The 21,138-nt window shown below is 42.3% G+C and carries 20 protein-coding genes; 12 read left to right on the forward strand and 8 right to left on the reverse strand.

Annotated features, from left to right (window positions below; translation table 11 throughout):
• The 3 genes from FO440_RS17345 (at position 1) to FO440_RS17355 (ending at position 2,289) form a co-directional block, all read left to right on the forward strand.
• Positions 1–414, forward strand: a complete 414-nt coding sequence (locus FO440_RS17345; protein WP_144249546.1) for a putative signal transducing protein — start codon at positions 1–3, stop codon at positions 412–414.
• Between the two features lie 67 nt (positions 415–481).
• Positions 482–1,498 (forward strand): N(4)-(beta-N-acetylglucosaminyl)-L-asparaginase, encoded by a 1,017-nt coding sequence (locus FO440_RS17350; protein ID WP_144249547.1) that lies wholly within the window; start codon positions 482–484, stop codon positions 1,496–1,498.
• A 38-nt stretch (positions 1,499–1,536) separates the two neighbouring features.
• Positions 1,537–2,289, forward strand: a complete 753-nt coding sequence (locus FO440_RS17355) for a copper homeostasis protein CutC (protein WP_144249548.1) — start codon at positions 1,537–1,539, stop codon at positions 2,287–2,289.
• An 18-nt stretch (positions 2,290–2,307) separates the two neighbouring features.
• On the opposite strand, the gene FO440_RS17360 is transcribed toward FO440_RS17355, so the two are convergent.
• On the reverse strand, positions 2,308–5,145 hold the full coding sequence (locus FO440_RS17360) for a TolB family protein (RefSeq protein WP_144249549.1): 2,838 nt from the start codon (positions 5,143–5,145) through the stop codon (positions 2,308–2,310).
• A gap of 112 nt (positions 5,146–5,257) precedes the next feature.
• Here FO440_RS17360 and hscA point away from each other — a divergent pair, with 112 nt between their 5' ends.
• Together hscA and FO440_RS17370 are read left to right on the forward strand one after the other, a co-directional pair.
• Entirely contained in the window at positions 5,258–7,114 is a 1,857-nt protein-coding gene (gene hscA, locus FO440_RS17365; protein WP_144249550.1) for a Fe-S protein assembly chaperone HscA, read from the forward strand.
• A gap of 141 nt (positions 7,115–7,255) precedes the next feature.
• Complete coding sequence (locus tag FO440_RS17370) at positions 7,256–7,846, forward strand: hypothetical protein (protein WP_144249551.1); 591 nt, start codon at positions 7,256–7,258, stop codon at positions 7,844–7,846.
• A 14-nt stretch (positions 7,847–7,860) separates the two neighbouring features.
• Here the strand turns inward: FO440_RS17370 and FO440_RS17375 are convergent, their stop codons facing one another.
• The gene (locus FO440_RS17375; protein WP_144249552.1) at positions 7,861–8,568 is read right to left on the reverse strand and encodes a DNA alkylation repair protein; all 708 of its coding nucleotides are present in this window, start codon (positions 8,566–8,568) and stop codon (positions 7,861–7,863) included.
• 120 nt (positions 8,569–8,688) lie between these two features.
• On the opposite strand from FO440_RS17375, the gene FO440_RS17380 reads away from it, so the two are divergent.
• The gene (locus tag FO440_RS17380; protein WP_144249553.1) at positions 8,689–9,225 is read left to right on the forward strand and encodes a DUF4251 domain-containing protein; all 537 of its coding nucleotides are present in this window, start codon (positions 8,689–8,691) and stop codon (positions 9,223–9,225) included.
• A gap of 68 nt (positions 9,226–9,293) precedes the next feature.
• Here the strand turns inward: FO440_RS17380 and FO440_RS17385 are convergent, their stop codons facing one another.
• A complete protein-coding gene (locus FO440_RS17385) occupies positions 9,294–9,581 on the reverse strand; it encodes a hypothetical protein (RefSeq protein WP_144249554.1) in 288 nt (95 codons plus the stop codon).
• Between the two features lie 95 nt (positions 9,582–9,676).
• Here FO440_RS17385 and FO440_RS17390 point away from each other — a divergent pair, with 95 nt between their 5' ends.
• Positions 9,677–10,828: a tetratricopeptide repeat protein gene (locus tag FO440_RS17390; protein WP_144249555.1), complete on the forward strand. Its 1,152-nt coding sequence runs from the start codon at positions 9,677–9,679 to the stop codon at positions 10,826–10,828.
• Between the two features lie 49 nt (positions 10,829–10,877).
• Here the strand turns inward: FO440_RS17390 and FO440_RS17395 are convergent, their stop codons facing one another.
• A complete protein-coding gene (locus FO440_RS17395) occupies positions 10,878–11,462 on the reverse strand; it encodes a riboflavin synthase (protein ID WP_144249556.1) in 585 nt (194 codons plus the stop codon).
• 61 nt (positions 11,463–11,523) lie between these two features.
• On the opposite strand from FO440_RS17395, the gene FO440_RS17400 reads away from it, so the two are divergent.
• Positions 11,524–11,991 carry an NUDIX domain-containing protein gene (locus tag FO440_RS17400; protein WP_186292713.1) on the forward strand — a complete coding sequence of 156 codons (468 nt, stop codon included), beginning with the start codon at positions 11,524–11,526 and terminating at the stop codon, positions 11,989–11,991.
• A 516-nt stretch (positions 11,992–12,507) separates the two neighbouring features.
• On the opposite strand, the gene accC is transcribed toward FO440_RS17400, so the two are convergent.
• From accC to FO440_RS17415, 3 genes are all read right to left on the reverse strand, one after another.
• A complete protein-coding gene (gene accC / locus FO440_RS17405; RefSeq protein WP_144249557.1) occupies positions 12,508–13,986 on the reverse strand; it encodes an acetyl-CoA carboxylase biotin carboxylase subunit in 1,479 nt (492 codons plus the stop codon).
• A gap of 125 nt (positions 13,987–14,111) precedes the next feature.
• Positions 14,112–14,624: a c-type cytochrome gene (locus tag FO440_RS17410; RefSeq protein ID WP_186292714.1), complete on the reverse strand. Its 513-nt coding sequence runs from the start codon at positions 14,622–14,624 to the stop codon at positions 14,112–14,114.
• A 76-nt stretch (positions 14,625–14,700) separates the two neighbouring features.
• The gene (locus FO440_RS17415) at positions 14,701–15,543 is read right to left on the reverse strand and encodes an SDR family oxidoreductase (protein WP_144249559.1); all 843 of its coding nucleotides are present in this window, start codon (positions 15,541–15,543) and stop codon (positions 14,701–14,703) included.
• Positions 15,544–15,647: 104 nt separating this feature from the next.
• Between FO440_RS17415 and FO440_RS17420 the strand changes: the two genes are divergently transcribed.
• The 3 genes from FO440_RS17420 (at position 15,648) to FO440_RS17430 (ending at position 18,566) form a co-directional block, all read left to right on the forward strand.
• On the forward strand, positions 15,648–16,010 hold the full coding sequence (locus FO440_RS17420; RefSeq protein WP_144249560.1) for a BlaI/MecI/CopY family transcriptional regulator: 363 nt from the start codon (positions 15,648–15,650) through the stop codon (positions 16,008–16,010).
• 4 nt (positions 16,011–16,014) lie between these two features.
• Complete coding sequence (locus tag FO440_RS17425; protein ID WP_144249561.1) at positions 16,015–17,682, forward strand: M56 family metallopeptidase; 1,668 nt, start codon at positions 16,015–16,017, stop codon at positions 17,680–17,682.
• Between the two features lie 122 nt (positions 17,683–17,804).
• Entirely contained in the window at positions 17,805–18,566 is a 762-nt protein-coding gene (locus tag FO440_RS17430; protein ID WP_144249562.1) for a DOMON domain-containing protein, read from the forward strand.
• Positions 18,567–18,666: 100 nt separating this feature from the next.
• Here the strand turns inward: FO440_RS17430 and FO440_RS17435 are convergent, their stop codons facing one another.
• Positions 18,667–19,752 (reverse strand): DNA topoisomerase IB, encoded by a 1,086-nt coding sequence (locus FO440_RS17435; protein ID WP_144249563.1) that lies wholly within the window; start codon positions 19,750–19,752, stop codon positions 18,667–18,669.
• A gap of 284 nt (positions 19,753–20,036) precedes the next feature.
• Between FO440_RS17435 and FO440_RS17440 the strand changes: the two genes are divergently transcribed.
• Positions 20,037–21,068, forward strand: a complete 1,032-nt coding sequence (locus FO440_RS17440; RefSeq protein WP_144249564.1) for an aldo/keto reductase — start codon at positions 20,037–20,039, stop codon at positions 21,066–21,068.
• Positions 21,069–21,138: the final 70 nt, after the last annotated feature.

Consider the following 21,138-nt stretch of genomic DNA (forward strand, 5'->3'; position numbering starts at 1 on the left):
ATGGAAGACAAAATTGTAACCCTCGAATCTTATTACGACCCAATGCTTGCCCAGATCATTCGCGGGCGGTTAGAGGCTAATGACATTCCATGCTTTATTGCCGATGATAATACACTTGCTGCAAATCCATTTTATAACCAGGCCATAGGCGGCATCAAAATAAAAGTATTTGAGCGCGATCTGGAAAAATGCAAAGCGATACTGGCAGAAGATGTTGAAATTGCACCTGGTGAAGAAGGACTGATCACCTGCCCTAATTGCAAATCAAAGAATGTGTATTACGGCCCGGCATCCGTAAAAAAGAACTGGTTTAGCATTTTGATATCGTTTGTACTAAGTACTTATCCTTTTTATTTGCGTAAAACATGGATCTGTACAGATTGCGGTGCAAATTTTGACCAACCTGCTGAATAATTTAGTGTTTTTTATAATTATCTGCACGGCCTGATGGCTGTACGGCGCTAATTTTTTATATTGCACTATGTATAACCGCAGAAAATTCATAAAACTATCCTCTATAAGCGCTTCCCTTACAGCAATTTCGGCATCGGGTGTGGCAAAATCTGTTTTGCACAATGCACCGGCAAATCTGCCCATCGTGATATCAACCTGGGATTTTGGTGTTGCTGCCAATAAAGAAGCCTGGAAAATTTTAGAAAAAGGCGGTCGCGCGCTTGACGCTGTTGAAGCAGGCGCGCGCGTACCCGAAGCGGATATGAACAACCACAGTGTCGGCCGGGCGGGCTATCCTGACCGTGACGGGCATGTTACTTTGGATGCCTGTATCATGGACGAACAAGGTAACTGTGGTGCTGTAGCAGGTATGGAGAATATCGCCCACCCTATATCGGTAGCACGTTTGGTGATGGAAAAAACACCCCACGTTTTGTTGGTTGGCGATGGCGCACGCCAGTTTGCTATTGAGCATGGTTTTAAGAAAGAAAAACTACTGACCCCTGAATCAGAAAAAGCATGGAAAGAGTGGCTGATAAAGCATGAGTATAAGCCAATAATGAACAGCGAGAACCAAATGCCCGGCGGCAAATACAACCATGACACCATTGGTATGCTGGCTATTGATGCCAAGGGAAATATATCAGGCGCATGTACTACCAGCGGTATGGCCTGGAAAATGCATGGCCGTGTTGGCGACAGCCCCATCATTGGTGCCGGGCTATATGTGGATAACGAAGTAGGCGGCGCGACATCAACCGGCGTGGGCGAAGAGGTGATCCGCAATGTGGGCAGCTTTTTAGTGGTTGAACTGATGCGCCAGGGCTACTCGCCCACTGACGCTTGTAAAGAAGCTTGTAAACGGATCATCAAACGGAAACCGGATACATCAAAAGAGATCCAGGTTGGATTTTTGGCGATTAATAAAAAAGGCGAATATGGCGCATACGCACTGCATAAAGGTTTTACCTATGCGGTGTGTGATGCTAAAAAACAAGATTTAATAATACCGGGAGAGAGTTTCTACGAAACAGTGAAGGATTAATATTTAACTAAATTATTAACCCCCTAATTATCTACCAAATGATCTTATTAGAGGTATGCGCCAATTCGATTATGTCGGCAATGGCGGCGCAGGAGGGTGGCGCACAAAGAGTTGAGCTTTGTGAAAACCTGAACGAAGGCGGTGTTACACCGTCGCCGGGTCAAATTTCAATTGCACGTAAAAAGCTTCATATAGAACTTTATGTATTGATTCGTCCGCGGGGCAGTGATTTCCTGTACACCGATATCGAGTTTGAAACCATGCTTGCCGATATACAGTATTGTATTGATTGCGGCTGTGACGGTATTGTAACCGGCGTACTCAATGCCGACGGAACCATAGATAAAAAACGCTCGACACAATTGGTGCAGCTGGCAAAAAAGGCCGGGCTGGGTGCTACGTTTCACCGGGCGTTTGATATGTGTGTTGATCAAATGCAGGCTTTAGATGATATTATTGATATGGGATATGACCGTATCCTAACCTCGGGTGGCAGAAGTACCGCTATTGAAGGTTCACGCATAATTGCCGACCTGGTAAAAAAGGCAAATGGCCGTATCTCCATCATGGCAGGCAGCGGCGTTTCAGAATTAAATGTTGCAGACCTGATCCTTTTTACCGGCGTGAAAGAAATTCATGGCACTTTACTAACCCGGGTAAAAAGCCAGATGCACTATAACAACGACCACATTGTGATGGGTAGTGATATTGGCGACGAATACGCTTATGAAATTACCGGTGTTGACCGCGTTAAAAATGTCCTTGCAAAAGCAAACGAAAAACCTGCTTAAGACTTTATCCGGTCTGTATTAAAAGAAGCTGACAGGCAATACAATCTCAACTACATCGCGCCCGGTATTGCCGGTAAAAATATTCTGGTCTAACAAATGGCTGTAACGCACTCCAAACGTTAACGACTGTTGGTTAAACCATTTGGTATCAAAATATAGTTCAACACCTGTAGATCTAAAGTTTCTTGTTGCCATGGCGGTATTACTGATGTTAAAGCTGCCGCGGGTATAATCATAAAACAGGTTACCCCTTAAGCGCAACAAATAAACCGTATTTGCTATGCCCGCATCCGGGTATGCTATCGGGAAATGATAATCTACGCCTATCTTGTTCATGGTCTGCAAATTCTCTGCAGCGTATCCCCTGCTAAACGGAAAATCATTTGAGAAGCTAACTGTGCTGCCTTGCGCTTTTTGCTGATGAGCACCGCTGATCAGCAGGTTATGATTAACAAATAATCCGGGTAAATAAAATGTACCTATTGCTAAAAACTGGTTAGCGTATACCCCGCTGATGGCTGTTTTATAATTTAAAACAAAGCTTTCTCCAAAACGGGGATAGATATTTTTCTTTGCCTGCTGAATGGTATTGGAAAATATAACCGTATTGTTCAAGTAAGTATAAGACGTATTTAAAATACGCTGATATACTTCCTGAAACGATGTTGTACTGTAATGCACAGAACTGCTTAAATTTAAAGAAGTTAATTGTCTGCCATTACTTAAATTTAACGGAAGCTGCACCCCGGCATGGATATCGCTTTCGTTCCAGTATATATTTGTAGATTGATACAACGCGCGCCTGTCAAGCGTGTAATCAAAGCCGGCCAGCAGGTAAGGGAACCAGGCACCGTAAGCTACGTCGAAACCAAACTCTTTATAACCCTCATCGCGGTTATAGTTAAACACCACCTGCGATTGAAAAGTATTCAATACGTTCTCGCCTTCTAAAGTAACCGTATAATTGGGGTCGCTAAAGTCGGGCACCAGGCTATGAAAATTAAAAAGATGATAGGCGTTATTGTAATTGGTGACAGGTAAAGGCTTGTAAGGCACAGTGGCCAATACATCGGTAGACGAATCTCTTTTTAAAGCTGATATATTAAAGCTGGCTAAGCCGCCCGGGATAGCGTTACCGGGTAAAGCCTTCCATTGCGTGGGGTTGTTTTCATTTTGCCGTACCTGGTAGCCAAACGCTGTAAACTCAACCCAAGCCAGTTTTTTTTCAGTTATAGCCGGTTCATATTTATTGATCCCGGCATGGTCTATCGCATATAGTTTGCCGGTACCTGTATTAATCGCAAATAAGCGATCGTTTATACCGGTGGTTGCCGAAAAATAAATGGTATCGCCATGTACAATCGGGAAAGCTATTGGCTGGTAAGAAAACGCCAGGAGATATTTGGCATCGCCTGTTTTAATATCAATAAGCGCCAGGCTCATTTGGCCCTTAGTATTGCGCACGGCAGCTACTATCTGTTTACTGTTATAATATTTTGGATAAGTATAAAAAAGGTTTTCTTTATCCGGTACTACAGAAATAAGCGCGCCGTTATGCGCATTTAAAATATGCAGGTGATTTTTACCCGACGGGTCAACCTGCACCGCTACTATATTTTTACCATCATTACTAAAAGCAGGCGAAAAATACTTGGTGCGCTTAGTGAGACGCTGTTCTTTACTGGTTTTAAGGTCTAATACCTCTATCTCGCTGTAATCCCTGTAACTCCAACGCGCGTCAGGGTGCAATGCCGAATAAACTATTTTACCGTCATGGTATGCAAAATAATTATCAAGCGATACTGACCGTACGCTAATCGCTTTTTCTTTACCATTGGTATTGATCACAAATTGCGGTAAATGATCATAGGTGCTTTTCAGGTAAACAAGCGTGCTGTCATTAATATAAGCAGGGTATTCCTGGCTGCTGATAAAATGCTGATGTTTATCAGCGATCAACGCTTTAGACAAAGTGCTATCAGACAGCTTACCTGTATAAAGCCGCTTAAAATGATCAAAGCCGTTGTTTGTAAATTGGTCGAAGCTTTGCCCCGAGTATTTTTGAATGGCACGCTGCATCGGAAAAAACAAACCTTTATAAGCCGCGGCGTCTTGTGTTACCTTTTTCCAGAAATCATCGCCATACTTTTCGCGGCCGTAAGCCACCATCATATAGCCCATAGGGTACCAATCAGGTATATAATCAACAAACGACCCGTTACGCAACTTCATCCAACTGTAATCACGTTTGGCATCCCATAATGCGCGGTAGCCATTAAAAAAATAAGGTAACCGGCCCCTGCCCTGTTCGCTTACTTGGGTTTCATTAAAAACAGCATCGCCTTCAAAAAACCAATCGGGTATGGCAATATCATTACCAAGCGCCTGCCCGCTCTCGCCAAAAACGGTATGCAGGGCTTTTGATAAACCCACGTTAAAATTGTTGTACTGCTGTACATGCCTGAACTCGTGGATAGCCAATTGGGTTGACCACGGTAAACTGCCTATCTCAAAGCTATTCTGATCGGGCGTTAAATAAAATTCGCTCCTGAAAGGTGCCAGCCCTACATAAGCATTTGATATAGTGGTTTGATTTTGCAGCAGTATGCTTACCGGCTTTTGTTTGTAACCAATGGTGGGTTGTACCGCGCTGTTCATGCGTTGCACAATGTCAGCTACCCGCGACGCTACAGAATCCATCCCCGCAGGGAAAATAACCTTGGCAACCGGTACATTCACCTGTTTCCATTTAATGGATGGCGGGTTGCCGCCAAACTCCTGCGCCCTTACAGTTACAGCGGCTGCAACAAAAAACAAGAATAAAAATATACTTAGTTTATACGTACGGGTTAGCATCAGTGGTTGAAAGGTACAACAAAATTAGAAAAACAAATAAGTCAATTCACAATAACATGACATACCGTGCGCCAAAACTGACTACATTTGTCCCTCTGGTAACGCATAAGTAATGGCTAAAGTATCTATCAACCTGGCAACAGGCTCTATACAAAAAGAAGAAATTATAGTAGGCATTGATCTGGGCACCACTAATTCGTTGGTGGCTTTTATTAACCCTGACAAAAACGCGCAGGTAATTAATGATACCGGCAAAGGTGTGCTGGTGCCTTCCATTGTACATTTTGGCCCTGCAGGCGATGTTACTGTGGGTAACGAAGCGAAAGAGTTTTTGATAACAGACCCGTACAACACCATATTCTCTGTAAAAAGATTACTTGGCCGGAGTTATAAAGACATTGAAAATTACAAAGACTTTTTTAGCTATAAAGTTATTGACGACGATAGCGAAAGCCTAGTAAAAATAAACGTAGGCGATAAGTTTTATACGCCTATTGAACTTTCGGGCCTGATATTAAAAGAATTAAAGGCACGTGCCGAGCATGCTTTAAAAACCCCTGTAAACCGCGCTGTTATTACCGTCCCTGCTTATTTTAACGACTCGCAGCGCCAGGCAACACGAGATGCCGGCAAACTGGCCGGGCTTGATGTTTTACGCATTGTTAACGAACCTACCGCCGCGAGCTTAGCTTACGGCATAGGCTTAAATCCCGAAGAAACAAAGACGATAGCGGTTTACGACCTGGGCGGCGGTACATTTGATGTATCTATCCTGCAGATCCAGAGCGGCATTTTTGAAGTACTGTCAACCAATGGCGATACCTTTTTGGGCGGTGATGATTTTGACCGTGCCATTGTTGATTACTGGATAGAAAAAAACCAGCTTAATAAAGCCGAATTGGTTGCTAACCATGAGCTGGCACAGGAATTACGTTTAAAAGCAGAGGAAGCCAAGAAAGCATTTAGTCACCAAAGCTTGTTTAACGAAAAAGTGGGCGACATTTGGTGTACGCTTGACCGTGATACCTTTGAGCAGCTAATATTACCCAAAGTACAGCAAACCATTACCGCCTGTGAGAACGCTTTACGCGATGCAAAATTAAGCATTGAACAAATTGATGAAGTAGTGATGGTTGGCGGATCTACCCGTACAGGGCTGGTGAAAAAGATGGTGGGCGATTTCTTTAAACGCCCGGTGCATGACGAAGTGAACCCTGACGAGGTAGTTGCTTTAGGCGCGGCTATCCAGGCTGATATTTTGGCCGGTAACCGTAAAGATATTTTATTGCTGGATGTTACGCCCCTGTCCCTGGGTATCGAGACTATGGGCGGGCTGATGGATGTGATCATACCGCGTAACAGCAAGGTACCTACTAAAGCGGGAAGGCAATACACCACTTCAAAAGACGGGCAGGTAAACATGAAGATAGCGGTTTACCAGGGCGAGCGCGACCTGATCAAAGAAAACCGTAAACTGGCCGAATTTGAATTGAAAGGTATCCCGGCAATGCCGGCAGGTTTCCCTAAGGTGGATATCAACTTTTTACTGAATGCCGATGGGATCCTGAAGATCCAGGCGATAGAACTACGCTCAGGCGTTAAGCAGGAGGTTGAGGTTAAACCAACTTATGGTATTACCGACGACCAGGTAGAGCAAATGCTGATGGACAGTATAACCCACGCCAAAGAGGATGTGAGCCAGCGGATGCTGATAGAGGCCCGTACCGAAGGCGAGCAAATGGTGTATACGGTTGAAGGCTTTATTAAAAAACACGGAGCCTACCTGTCTGCCAATGAGATAACCGCTACAGAAAAATATATCGCCGACCTTAAATCTATTTTAGCTACCGGCGAAAAAGACGCGATACTAAAACAGATAGACGCGGTTAACGAGTTTACCCGTCCCTTTGCCGAGCGCTTGATGGATCAGGCTATCAATACGGCTATGAAGGGAAAGAGTATAGAATAAGTTATAGGTATTTGGCTGCTTTAATTATATTTGAGAGCCAACACTCTTTTTATGATTAAATACTTCAAAACCCTGCTATTTCTGCTTTCAGTTATTTTGTTTTCCTCTTTAGCCGACAATTCGTTCGCCCAATATCCGGGGATGGCAAAAGTTTATTCTAATATAAATCAACAAATGATGAATCAGCGGATGAACAGCTTGATGATGATGAATTTAAATAATCGAAATGACATACATAACTCGAAATATGAGTATAACGTATTGATGAAAGACAGTACGCAGCTTAAAGTCAAATCAAAAATGTTAAGCGATACAGGCTCACGTAAAAATTATTTGTTGCTTGTGGATAAAAAATATCCAAAATCTGATCCGAAAAGAGAGCAAAAAATATTTCCGGATCAAACTGTTAAAATTACCCGGACAGAAGAAATTGGCAATGGAAGTAAACCGTTTGAAATCAATGGCATAGCTAAAGATAGTTGCTGGATGTTTAAAGTAATTACCGGCCGGATAAACGCCTATTCTTATTTAAGTGAAGTGGATATGTTTTTTCAACCTGAAACTATTTGTGGAATACAGTTAAATGACGGACCTATTGTGAAATTAAATGCAGATGAACTAACAACCATGGTTGGGAATAAAGAAGATGCACTTAAATTCATCAAAAAGAAAAATTATTATAAAGCAATAAAGCGTTACAATAAAGACTTTGAAAAGGCCGATACAAAATAAAATCCAGCTATTAGCTAACACTTCACCGTCTTTTTCTTTTTACCCAAATTACCTTTAACTTTTACTTTATCAATATAATCTGTAGCTAAAGGCACTTTGCAGGCAGTACCTTCTTTTATTATCGTTACCGGCCCTATCCGGTTAGCAACCGCAATGGCCTCTTCAGTTAAAGCGGTTACATAACTGCCAACACTAATAATAAAGGTATTCATGCCTGATCGTACCCTGTTTGGCGCAGTATGTATAGTTTTCTCAACCCTTGCCAATAAACCTTTTAATTGTCCTGTATCCAGTTCACTGTCCGGTTTAAGCGCTACAATATTGCTTAATGTAAACCATCCCGCTGATGCAATGTGTTCCTGCGGATTGTCTATCCACCCAACTGCCAGTTCATACCCATAGTTACCTTCGGCAGCTACCCATGGCACAGTATAATCAGCAATATTGTTTGATACAGCTTGTTGTACCCAGGTTTGCAGGTCATCTTTTGTCATCTGTTTATCGTCGGCAACTAACCCGGCAAGGTACATGGCATCGGCATTACCTGTGGCATAAAGCTCTTTGGCTAAATGATAATCTTTTTTAATTTTTTTTTGGATGATCTTTAAATATTCAACCTTTACGCCGAAAAAAGGCTCTTTTACGCCATGCTTTAACAACACTTTTTTTATGCCTTCACTGCCGTGTGATTTCAGTTCGGCCATTACATCTTCAACAGTCATAACAGTTTCATAATTAGCACATTTAATGTAAAAATAACATTTCTTAAAAAAAGATAGGCACACCTTTTGTTATGATGTTGATAGTTTATTATTTTATCTATTTATCTAACATCTAAGAAAATGAAACGCATATTATTGTTAATCGTAGCTGCAGTAGGTATTCATACTGCTTACGCTCAAGACCAACCAAAAACATCGGCAGCAGACATTAAAAAAATTGTCGATACAAAAAAATTCAAGTTTAATGCTACAACCGCTACTTTGGAAGTTGACCCTGACCATACCAGCGGATCAACAGGTGTTTCCGGAGTTCCGGATAATCATTATGATTTGACCGGGTCATACTATGCTAAGCTGACACCAGACTCAGTAGCATCTTATCTTCCTTTTTATGACAAGAGTAAAACAACAGCTGCAGGCGAAACCAGCAGTACTACTATACTGGAAGATCCCAACAAATCTTTAGCTGCTACTTATGACTTTAAAGTAAAAGAGAAGAAAGATGGTAAAGTGGATATTACTGTAAATCCGAAAACTGATACTGATAAAGCCAGTAAATATGTTTTTGAGTTTGCACCTGATGGCACAGCAAAATTGGAACTAACTGTTAATAATTACAAGGTGATCACTTACACAGGTACCGTTACCGCGATGTAATCGGTCATTTTAACCAACAAAAAAATCCCCCACAATTAAATTGTGGGGGATTTTTTTATTTAAAGTAATTAAACTTTTAAAGCTTCCTGCTCTTTTAAAGCGCTGATGTTGTTTTTATTGCTGAAAGCATCTGTTTTACTTGCAAAGTCCTCCAACAAACCGGCTATAGTATCCAGGTTGTCTGACACACGCTGGTGCATATCAGGCAGGTCGTTTTCTAATTTTTTGTCGCCAAGATCAATATTGTCGACTTCAATTTTTGTCAGTTTGGTTATAATAGCCTGCTGGCTGTTTTTAAGGTCCTCTAATTCATGGACTATCTTTTCCATCAATGCAAATTTCTTTAACGTATCCATAGGTTGTGTTTTTAGTTAATACTTCAATTACAACATCATTAACCAAAAATTGTTCCGAATTTGGAAATATCGTTTATAACTAATAATTTAGTTAAATGAAAAACCTATTCCTTCTTTCCCTTTTAAGTATAGTAATTATCAATGTTTGCAACGCGCAGCAACCACGTAAAGCGGATGATGCCCGGTTATTAGATTATTACCAAAACCAACGCTTTGCAGACGCACTAACCTATCTTAAAAGCGTTTACACCGAACCTGTAACCGATGCAAAAGAACTATCAAGACTGGCATATACATCAGCAATGGCACACCGACTGCCGGAGGCAGAAAGTTATTATCAACAGATGTATGATAAAGATACAACCAATGTATCTGTAATATACAACCTGGCCAATATCAATCAGCGACGTAACAATAACTCAAAGGCCGAACTTTACTTTAAAAAGCTGGTGGTTATCGATTCAACAAATTTTAATGCCTACAATAATTTAGCACAGCTGTATCGAGACAAAGGCGACCTGACAAACGAAACAATAAATTTTGAAAAAGCAAATCATTTAAATCCGGTTGATGCCGATGTAGCTTTTGACCTAAGCCAGGTTTATATGATGCAGGAACAATCGCCAAAGGCGGAAAAAATATTAACTACAGCTATTGCAGCCGACCCGCAAAATGTGTTGCTGCAGCAAGCTATGCTTAAACTTAATTATATTGAAGGTAAATGGCATGAAACAGTAGCCACCGGCGAACAGCTTTTGTTGGCGGGTGATAGTTCTGTTTCGACCATATCAAAATTAGGCCGGGCTTATTATCAGGTTAAAAACTATACCTGCGGTATCGCCGTGCTTACATCATTACCAGAAACAAACCAAACCGAAAACACGGCTTACACCACCGCTATTTGCTATAAGATGCTTAAGGATCAGAAAAACGCTATCCTGCATTTCAATAAAGCCATTGATATGAGCATCTCAAAAGGCACCGCTACCTACTACAGTGAAATGGCCGACAGCTATGAAAATACCCGCCAGCTTAAAAAAGCGCAGGTCGCCTACCAAAAAGCGTTGCTGTATGATGAAAGCCCCCTAACCTATTATTACTTGGCGACATTGCTTGACACCAAACTGAATGATAAACGTAACGCGTTAAAATACTTTAAGAAATACTTGGCGGCACAACCCGGTAAAAAACAACAGGCCTATATTGATTACAGCGCGCAGAGGATTACTGCTTTAAGCAGTAAATAATTTAGATAGCGATGGGTTTTAAACCCGTCGCTATATATAATTATAGTATTTAACGGTTCATTAACCGGGCAACATATTTGCCTATAATATCAAACTCCAGGTTCACAACCGACCCAACCCTTACATTGTGCAGATTGGTATGCTCAAAAGTATAAGGAATAATAGCCACCGAAAAACTGTTGGCCTGCGAGTTCACAACCGTTAAGCTGATACCGTTAACGCAGATAGAGCCTTTCTCTACGGTTACATTACCGATAGACGCGTCATATTCAAACGTATATTCCCAGCTGCCGTCAAGTTCATCAAACTGTGTACAGATTGCTGTCTGGTCTACGTGGCCTTGTACAATATGGCCGTCAAGCCGGGCATTCATTTGCATGCAGCGTTCAAGATTTACCGGCTCGCCTGTTTTCAAATGGCCCAGGCTGGTTTTGTTCAGCGTTTCTTCAATAGCGGTTACGGTGTGTTTACCATCAGCCACGGCTACCACCGTAAGGCACACACCATTATGCGCTACCGATTGGTCTATTTTCAATTCGTTTGATATAGTCGATTCGACCGTGATGTGTAAATTACCATGTTCCGCGCGCAGGTCGGTTATTTTTCCTAATGTTTCAATTATTCCGGTAAACATATTGCCCTTGTGGAGTTAAATTGCAAAACTAATTATATTAATTCAGGTTTATTAGTCACGTATGCATATCTCTAATCAAAGCGCAGGAATTTTACTGTACCGCAACAATAACGCCCGGCTTGAAGTTTTCCTGGTGCATCCCGGCGGGCCATTCTTTAAAAACAAGGATGAAGGCGCCTGGTCTATCCCCAAAGGCGAGTTCCTGGATGATGAGGACCCGCTGCTGGCCGCACGGCGCGAATTTTTAGAAGAAACAGGCCAAAAGCTGGTGTCCGATAAATTTATTGCGCTATCGCCTATCAGACAAAAAAGCGGTAAAACAGTAGTCGCCTGGGCAGTTGAAGGTGATATTGATCCGGTTGCGATTGTAAGCAACCTGTTTGAAATAGAATGGCCGCCCAAATCAGGCAAACAAGCCAGCTTTCCCGAGGTTGACCGTGGCGGTTGGTTTAGCTTTGATGAGGCTAAGATAAAGATCAACCCTGCGCAGGTAGCGTTGATTGATGAGTTGGTTTCAGTGTTGAAATAGATATATAGTAATTGAGATGATCCGTCCGCTCAATCGCCGCGGGTATGCTTTGTTCTTTTCCTTGATGAAAAGAACCAAAAATCAAGTCAGCAAAGAGGCTTCTTTGCGCTCATAGCCTTTGCCCGGCAGTACAGGTAAAACCTCGGGCCGCGCCTCTTTTGCCCCGCTATCGCACCCACACCTCCCACGCTTCAACAAAACCTGCGAATGCCAGTTCCTACGCACAAAGCCACCATTGTTTTACCTTCCCCCACCCGAAGCTTTTTTGCTGACATTTCTGTTATAAACAATGATTTCGTATCTGAATAAAATTAAAAAAAGGAGTGTAAAGGCCTGCCAATTCGCCGGGCCGGGAGTATGGCCTGTGCGGATGAAGCGATCGAATTGGCTTGATGTTTGGTTACTTTGCATCTAAGGTAAAGTAACTGGCCTCCGCGGCCAAGGGCGGACTGCTTATCTCAATGTGCACTGTATCCGGTATAAGCAAGAATAATCCAATTCTTTGAAAATTATAAACTAAAACACTCTCCTATTCTTAACCCAATTCGACACCCCATCAACCGAAACATCAACCGTATTTTTGGTAGCGCTTAACAGTCGCTCCATTACCAAAGCAGCAATTAAAGCCTCATCTTCATTACCGGTGTGCAATACTTCAGGTGTAAAGTATTTCTTTACAAAATGGGTATCAAAATTACCCGATGTAAAAGCCTTATGCTGCATTACAAATTTACCGAAGCCGAGTGTGGTGGTGATGCCCGTTATCTGGTATTCGTTTATGGCGCGTACCATGCGTTCTATCGCCTCAGCACGGTCTTTACCGTAGGCGATCAGTTTGGCAATCATCGGATCATAATAGATCGGGATCTCCATACCTTGTTCAAACCCATCATCCACCCTGATACCCGGGCCTTTTGGGGTGATGTAACTTTGCAGTGTGCCGATATCCGGAAGGAAATTATTGGCAGGGTCTTCGGCGTATACGCGTAGTTCTACGGCGTGGCCTATTATTTCCAGGTCGTCTTGCTTAAAGCTGATGGCCTCTCCCCTCGCAATTTTTATTTGTTCTTTTACCAGGTCAATACCGGTTATCAGTTCTGTCACCGGGTGCTCCACCTGCAGGCGGGTATTCATCTCCAGGAAATAAAAGTTAAGCTTATCGTCCATGATAAACTCGACCGTACCCGCACCGGTATAATTTACTGACCGTGCCACATCCACCGCGCATTTACCCATAGCCTTGCGGATCTCGGGGGTTAATATAGCCGATGGCGCTTCCTCAATTACCTTTTGATGCCGGCGCTGTACCGAGCAATCGCGTTCAAACAGGTGGACGATATTGCCGTGCGTATCGCCCAGTACCTGGATCTCGATATGTTTGGGTGATGATACATATCGCTCAATAAAAACAGAACCATCGCCAAAAGCCGATGTAGCTTCTGAAACAGCCAGTTGCATTTGTTCCTCAAAATCGGCCACGATATCAACAATACGCATGCCTTTACCGCCGCCACCAGCCGCCGCTTTTATCAGGATGGGGAAACCAACCTCAACCGCACGTTTTTTTGCTTCATTTACGTCAGTGATCGCCTCTTCGGTACCGGGTACCATTGGGATATTGTATTTCATAGCCGCAGCCTTGGCCGACAGTTTATTACCCATGATCTCCATAGCTTCGGGCGATGGGCCAATCAAAGTCAGTCCAGCCTCACGCACCTGCCGGGCAAAAGCGGCATTCTCACTTAAAAAACCATAGCCGGGATGAATACCCTCCGCGCAGGTTTGGCGGCAGGCATCAATGATCTTTTGGCCAACTAAGTAGGATTGGTTTGATGGGGCCTCGCCGATATATACAGCCTCGTCGGCGTAACGAACATGAAGCGCGTCCCTGTCGGCAGCTGAATATACCGCCACGGTTTTAATGCCCATCTCGCGCGCCGAACGCATTACTCTTAAAGCGATCTCACCCCTGTTGGCGATCAGTATTTTTTGCATAAAAACAAATGTAGCAGATTTGATTAAACGACAATGGAAAGCTCATTTTTTGTAACCGGATTTTTGACTAACAAAAATGCCTTCCGTTTTATCCGGAAGGCATTTTTTTATTATTTCTTATTAGCTTAGCGGCCACCACCTTGTGGTGCAGGCTGGCCGGCCGGGGCACCCATACCCGGTGCCGGCGGATGCGGCGCATCACCACGCTTAGGCCATATTGCTGTCTCTAAATGCGCAACCCCATTGTGGCAGGTATAGCAATTAACGCTACTCAATTTAGCTACGCCCAGGCTATCTTTCTCGCCTTTAAAATATTTTTTGTTCAGTTTGGCTGCCATCACATACATTTCGCGCGCCATTTGTTTTTCGGGCTTGGCATCACTTGCAAAATTCATCCCTTTACCGTCGGCATTACGCTCGTGGCAAAAATTACATTTTACACCTAAGGCTGCTGCCCAGTTATCCATGATATGATCTACCTGTTTAAAAGTTAATTTTTTTGGCAATACCTTTAAATTGGTTATCGGCGGGTCAACACGTTGCTGTTGCGGCGGTTGCTGTATAAACGTCATTGAAGCCAGGACGATCATTCCCGAAAACAACCCTATGGGAATAAAGAGCTTTTTATTAAAATGCATGTTTGTCATATTTAAGTCACCTAAATTAGCCGATTCTTTTCAATGTTCCAACAATTATTTGAATGTATTGTGTTTATTACACATCAAAATTTTTAACTAATTCTTCGCTCAACGTCCATAATTGATTGCGCGCATCTGCATCGTCGGCAATAGCGGCAACTTTAGCTACATTCTTCTTTACAAAATATTGGCCGCTTTTGCTATCCAGCTTATTCTCAGTCGCCAGGTACACAGATGTTTCAGCGCCTTTTTCAGGTGTGATCATAAATGGAGTCGCCAGTGAAAAAATTAATTTTAACCGCCCTGTAAGTTTGGAGTTAAATTGTGTCTTCACAACGCCGGGATGCAGTGCATAGGCGGTAACCCCTTTTGCAGCATAGCGCTCGGCTAATGATTTTGTGAAATAAATATTGAAAAGTTTACTGGTACCGTACGCTTTCATTCCCGAATAGCTATCCGGGTTTTGTAGTTGGTCAAACCGGGGTTTGCCCATTTTATGCATATCAGAACTCACGTTGATAATACGCGCATGGCCGCGCTCCAGCAATGGGATTAACCGTTTGGTCAGCAAAAAATGTCCCAGGTGATTTAAAGCGAAGGTCATTTCAAAACCGTTCTTACTTAAAGTAAAATCATTAAACATACCGCCGGCATTGTTTATAAGCACGTTTATGTTGAATAATTTGGAGTGCAACTGATCAGCAGCGGTTAAAACACTTTCAAGATCGGTAAGGTCACAATGAACTATAAAGATGTTTTTGTTCCCCGTTTGTTTGATGATCTCTTGCTTAAGGCCCTCACCTTTTTGCACATCCCGCACCAGTAAGTAAAGTGTATGTTTTCTTTCGGCCAAAGCAAACGCCGTAGCCTCGCCAATGCCTGATGTTGCACCTGTTAATACGGTAGTTGTAATTGCCATGCTGTTAAATTATGTTAAAATGGCTAATAAACTGTTAAATTATTAAAAATAAATTTGGACAATTACGAATAGTTCGTAGATTTACGAAACAATCGTAAATAGTTATGGAAAAATTATCAGTACAGGAAGAAGAAGCCATGCAAGCCGTATGGCAATTAGGCGAAGGATTTATTAAAGATTTTTTGGATGTAATGCCCGAGCCGAAACCACCCTACACTACCCTGGCATCAACCATTAAAAACCTGGAACGCAAAGAATTTTTATCGGCCGAAAAAATGGGCAACTCGTTTCGGTACAAAGCAGCTATAAAAGAAGAAGAATATAAAAAACGCTTTATGAGCGGTTTTGTAAGCGATTATTTTGAAAACTCATATAAAGATCTGGTTACCTTTTTCGCCAAAAACAAAAAAATAAGCGCCAGCGAATTAAAAGAGATCATTAACCTGATTGAGAACCCTAAATCCTGAAACCATGCCTGCATTATTTGTTTTTCTGCTAAAAGTAAATATAGCGCTGCTGGTATTTTGCCTGGGCTATTACCTTGTGCTGCGCAAGCTTACTTTTTACACGCTTAACCGGGTGTACCTGGTTTTAGCTATCCTAATATCATCAGTTTACCCTGTAATAAACATCAATAATTTTGCACAGCAGCACCGGCAATTAATTGCCCCTGTACAAAAGGTTGCCATAAACTGGCAGATGCCGGCCCAACGTTTTGCCGAAGAGCCCGCTTATTGGTATTGGGCCGGCATTTTGTTTTGGCTGGGTGCAATAGTTTTTGCCGCGAAGTTGGCTATGCAGTTATTATCGTTATACAGGCTATACCGTAATTCATCACCCGGCAAGATCCAGGACCATGCAGTACGCATCACAGCAGCTAATGTAAGCCCCTTCTCTTTCTGGCAAAACATTTACATTAACCCGGATAATGTTGAAACCAAAGACCTGAAAAGCATTTTACAGCATGAGCAGGTACACGTTAATCAATGGCATACGCTGGATATTTTACTGGCCGAGATCAGCGTGATATTTTACTGGTTTAATCCCGGCGTATGGTTCATGAAAAAAGCCGTACGTGAAAATATAGAATTTATAACCGACCGCAAGATCCTGCAAAAAGGCACGGATAGCAAAGCTTACCAGTACAGTCTGCTTAACGTAAGCATTGCAGCTACCGCTTCGGCCGGGATAACCAACCACTTTAATTTTTCAACCTTAAAAAAACGTATAAAAATGATGAACGCTAAAAGATCTTCAAACCTAAACCTTACACGCTACGCGTTTTTAGTACCGGCTGTTTTGATATGCCTGTTTGTTTTCAGCATATCAAAAGCCGAATTGGTTAAAAACACCAAGGTAACCTATAAAAAGGTTGCTGCATCAGTAAATAATCTTGTATCCGCAGCCGCACAACAGTCTGTGATCATAAAGAAAAAATTTGCGCTTACAGACACTAACAAAAAAATCAGGAAAGACGTTACTTATCGTATTACTACCGATACCGGTGTGCATAAAAGCTTTAGCTACAGTCAACACGGCGATTCATCTGCATATTATGTAGATGGTAAAAAAGTAACCAAAGAGGAGTTTCAAAAACTACAACCCGGCGGTGATTTCCAAAATATGCAGGTAATGGATGATCATGTTCAAATAAATCCTGACGGCAAAAAGATAAATGTCGTTAAAGTGAATGGAAAAGTTATTGTTGTAAACCGGGCCACCGTACACCCAGTGATCATTAAATCAGGAAAAGACTCAATAAAAACCAATGTTGTTTATACTGTCAGAACGGATGATGACAGTGATTCTGATTCGAAAACAGGTACAAAGGTTTATAAGTCTAATATAAATTATACTTATTCAACTGATGATAAAAATGATGCCGCCAAACAAAAGACCATAGATGTGGTATTAAGCCCGCCACCAGGTCAAACCGACTTTAACAACAAATTAATTTTAATAAACGGCAAGGAAGCCGACGCTCGGAAGTTAAAAAAGCTGTCGGCATCAGATATTGAAACAGTTACTCCGTGTAAGGGACAAGATGAGGATCCAAGCGATGGCATAACCTACATTAAAAAATATGGCGATAAAGCTAAAAATGGAGTAACATGGATCACCACTAAAAAGAATAAATAATAAGATCAGTTAATTATAGTGCAGCCACGCCGGGGATCGGTGTGGCTTTTTTGTTAAACTTTTTAAGCTATCCTATTAATGACTTGTTTTAATTAAATTTGATATACTAACCAAAGCCTATCATGAAAACATTAGTTATTGCAGTAATTTCGCTTTTTAATACAACTTTATTGAATGCACAAGACGTATTATCAGGTAATAAATACAGTTTACGGGCACCGGCTAATATAAAAATTGATGGCATGCTTACCGAGTGGAATGGCAAGCTAAAAGAATACAGTAGCCATACTCAATTCTACTACGCTGTATCAAACGACGACAAATACCTTTATTTAACCATACAGATTACTAAAAGAGAAATTATTGATCGTATTATGAATGGTGGAATAACCTTAACCGTAAATAAATCCGGCACCAGGACAGACCCTAACAGTATACATGTTACATATCCTGTAGTTGACCATCCTATTTTAACAGTTAGATACGCACCGGATGTAAAACATGGCGGTACTGCTACAGTGGCCAGTTTAGATAGTTTTGTTAATGAAAAAAATACACAACTAGCAGCCAAAACAAAATTCATTAAAGTGTTGGGCGTAAAAGGTGTTGATAGTTTGATCTCTGTTTATAACAAGGATGGAATTAAAGCTGCAAGCAAGTTCGATAAGCAATTAAGTTTGAACTATGAATTGGCTGTCTCGCTTGCTGACCTTGATCTGGATATTAAAAATCCACAGAAATTTAGCTACCAGGTGATGATCAACGAGGTAATGCCTATTGATATGACTGCTAAAGATCACAAACCGGGCGAAATATATGTTTCAGTAACGCTGCCCGGACAGACTGCTACTGATTTCTGGGGTGAGTATACGTTAGCTAAGTAATAAAATAATTGCATTTCGACCAACGGGAGAAATCTACACACTGCTTTTTCACCTATCTTGTAGACCTCTCACTATCGTTCGAGATGACACATTTAAATTTTCAACTCGCTTCTGCCAGTTTTTCTTTATCCAGCAGTTCAAGCAACGCCTTTTCGGCTACGTTTAGTTCTGAGGCTTTGATGTCTTTATCTTCGTCAAGGTGTTTAATATAATTGAACAGCGTGCCTTCTTCGTAGCTTTTTATTACCGTAGGGTGAACGTAGTATTTTTTGCAAACCGTGCGGGTATTACCCAGGTTTATGGCTACTTCGTCTAACACACTTACTATTTTTTTCTTGCACTCGGTTACCGTATCAAACTCGCCGGCTTCCTTGAAGGCATACAGAGCGCTTACGCTGCCTGCCCAGGTCCTGAAATCTTTTGCGGTGAAATCTTCGCCGGTAATATCTTTTAAATAGGTATTGATATCGCCCGACCCAATCGAGCAACGCTTACCCTCGGCATTATAAAACTGGAACAACTCTTTACCCGGGATATCGCGGCATTGCTTTACCAGTTTGGCCAGTTTACGGCTTTGCAGCGATACCTTATGAAAAACGCCTTTCTTGCCTTTAAATTCAAATTTAAGGCTGCTTCCATCTATTTTAACATGCCTGTCCTGCAGGGTAGTTAAGCCGAATGAGCCATATAGTTTTTTGTAGGATTCATTACCCACCCTGATACTGGTCAGTTCCATTAAGCGAACTACCAATGCCACCACTTTTTCATGATCAAGATTATGCCGTGCCAGGTCCTTATCTACCCGCCTGCGGATATCAGGCAAGTGCGCGGCAAAAGTTTGCAGGCGGTGGTATTTTGACTGGTTGCGGATCTTGTTCCAGTCGGCATGGTAGCGGTATTGCTTGCGGCCGGCGGCATCTGTACCGGTAAACTGTAGGTGCCCATTGTCATAAGGCGAGATCCAGACATTGGTATAAGCCGGCGGGATAACCAGTTTATTGAACCGGTTGATCAACTCTTTATCCTTAACCATTTTGCCATCGGCATCCAGGTAAGTCCACCCCTCGCCTGCCTTTTTACGTGTATAACCGGGGCTTGAATCTGCAACATAACGCAGGCCCACGGCTTTGGCGGTTATTTTAGGGTCGCGGCCAATTTTTTCGAGTTTTTTTACCAATCTGTCCATTGATGATACAACGATTGATGCAATAATAAGTTTGACAAATAATTACCGGAAAAACCCTCTTTATGCCAAGGCAAAGAGAGGGTCGACGAGCAAAGCGATGTCGGGGTGAGTCGACGGCGCGTTATTGCCTGGCACAGTCGCGGACTCACCCGGTCTGCGCTACGCTGGACCACCCTCTCTTCACCTTCGGTAGAAAGAGGGTTATTTTTTACCATCCCCTGACCTTTTATTTAAACACAATAGCCAATTTTATGGTTTAACTCACAACAAACCAATCAACTTTTATGAAATACAATTTTTTAGGAAATACCGGTGTGCTGGTATCCGAGATCTGTTTTGGCACCATGACCTTTGGCGGTAGCGAAGAAGGTATTTGGGGCAATATAGGCCGTGTACAACAGGATGAAGTTAACCAGATGATGAAAACCGTTGTAGACGCGGGCATCAATTTTATCGACACCGCCAACGTGTATTCGTTTGGCAAATCTGAAGAGCTATTGGGCCAGTCAATTATCGACCTTGGGCTTAACCGCAATAACCTGGTTATCGCTACCAAAGTTCGCGGGCGCATGAGCCCGGATGTGAACGACGTTGGCTTGAGCCGCTTTAACATTTTTCAATCGGTTGATGCCAGCCTGAAACGCCTGCAGCTTGATCACATTGATATTTTATATGTGCACGGTGTGGATATCATGACACCTGTGGAAGAAACTGTTCGCGCCTTGAACGATATTGTACTAACCGGCAAAGTACGTTACATTGCCATTTGCAACTGGCCTGCCTGGATGGTAATGAAGGCGCAGGGCATTATTGAAAAACACGGTTGGAATAAATTTGTGGGACTGCAGTATTTCTATTCCTTGTCAGGACGTGATATTGAGCGCGAGATTGTACCGATGGCGCAGGACCAAAACCTGGCTATTTTCCCGTGGAGCCCGCTGGCCGGTGGCTTCCTGTCGGGCAAGTACACCCGTAATAACGAAACAGCTGGTGATTCGCGCCGTGATAAATTTGATTTCCCGCCGATAAATAAGGAGAAAGCTTATGATATTATTGATGTACTGGCAGAAATTGGTAAACAACACAATGTATCTGTAGCGCAGTTGGCGTTAGCCTGGGTGCGCCTGCAAAAAGGCGTTACCAGCACCATAATCGGCGCTAAAACTATCGATCAGTTAAATGATAATTTAAAATCTGTCGATATCGAACTATCAGCAGACGAACTAAAAAGAATTGACGAAGTAAGCGCCCTGCCAAAAGAATATCCGGGATGGATGGTTGAAAGGCAAATGAGCGACAGGTTGTTGAAAAAGTAACCTATACCGTAGAGACGCAATACGTTGCGTCTCTATACTTTCGAAAAAAAATGTAAGAGGCGCAAAGTAT

Source organism: Mucilaginibacter corticis, assembly GCF_007558865.1.
GTDB classification, from domain to species: domain Bacteria; phylum Bacteroidota; class Bacteroidia; order Sphingobacteriales; family Sphingobacteriaceae; genus Mucilaginibacter; species Mucilaginibacter corticis.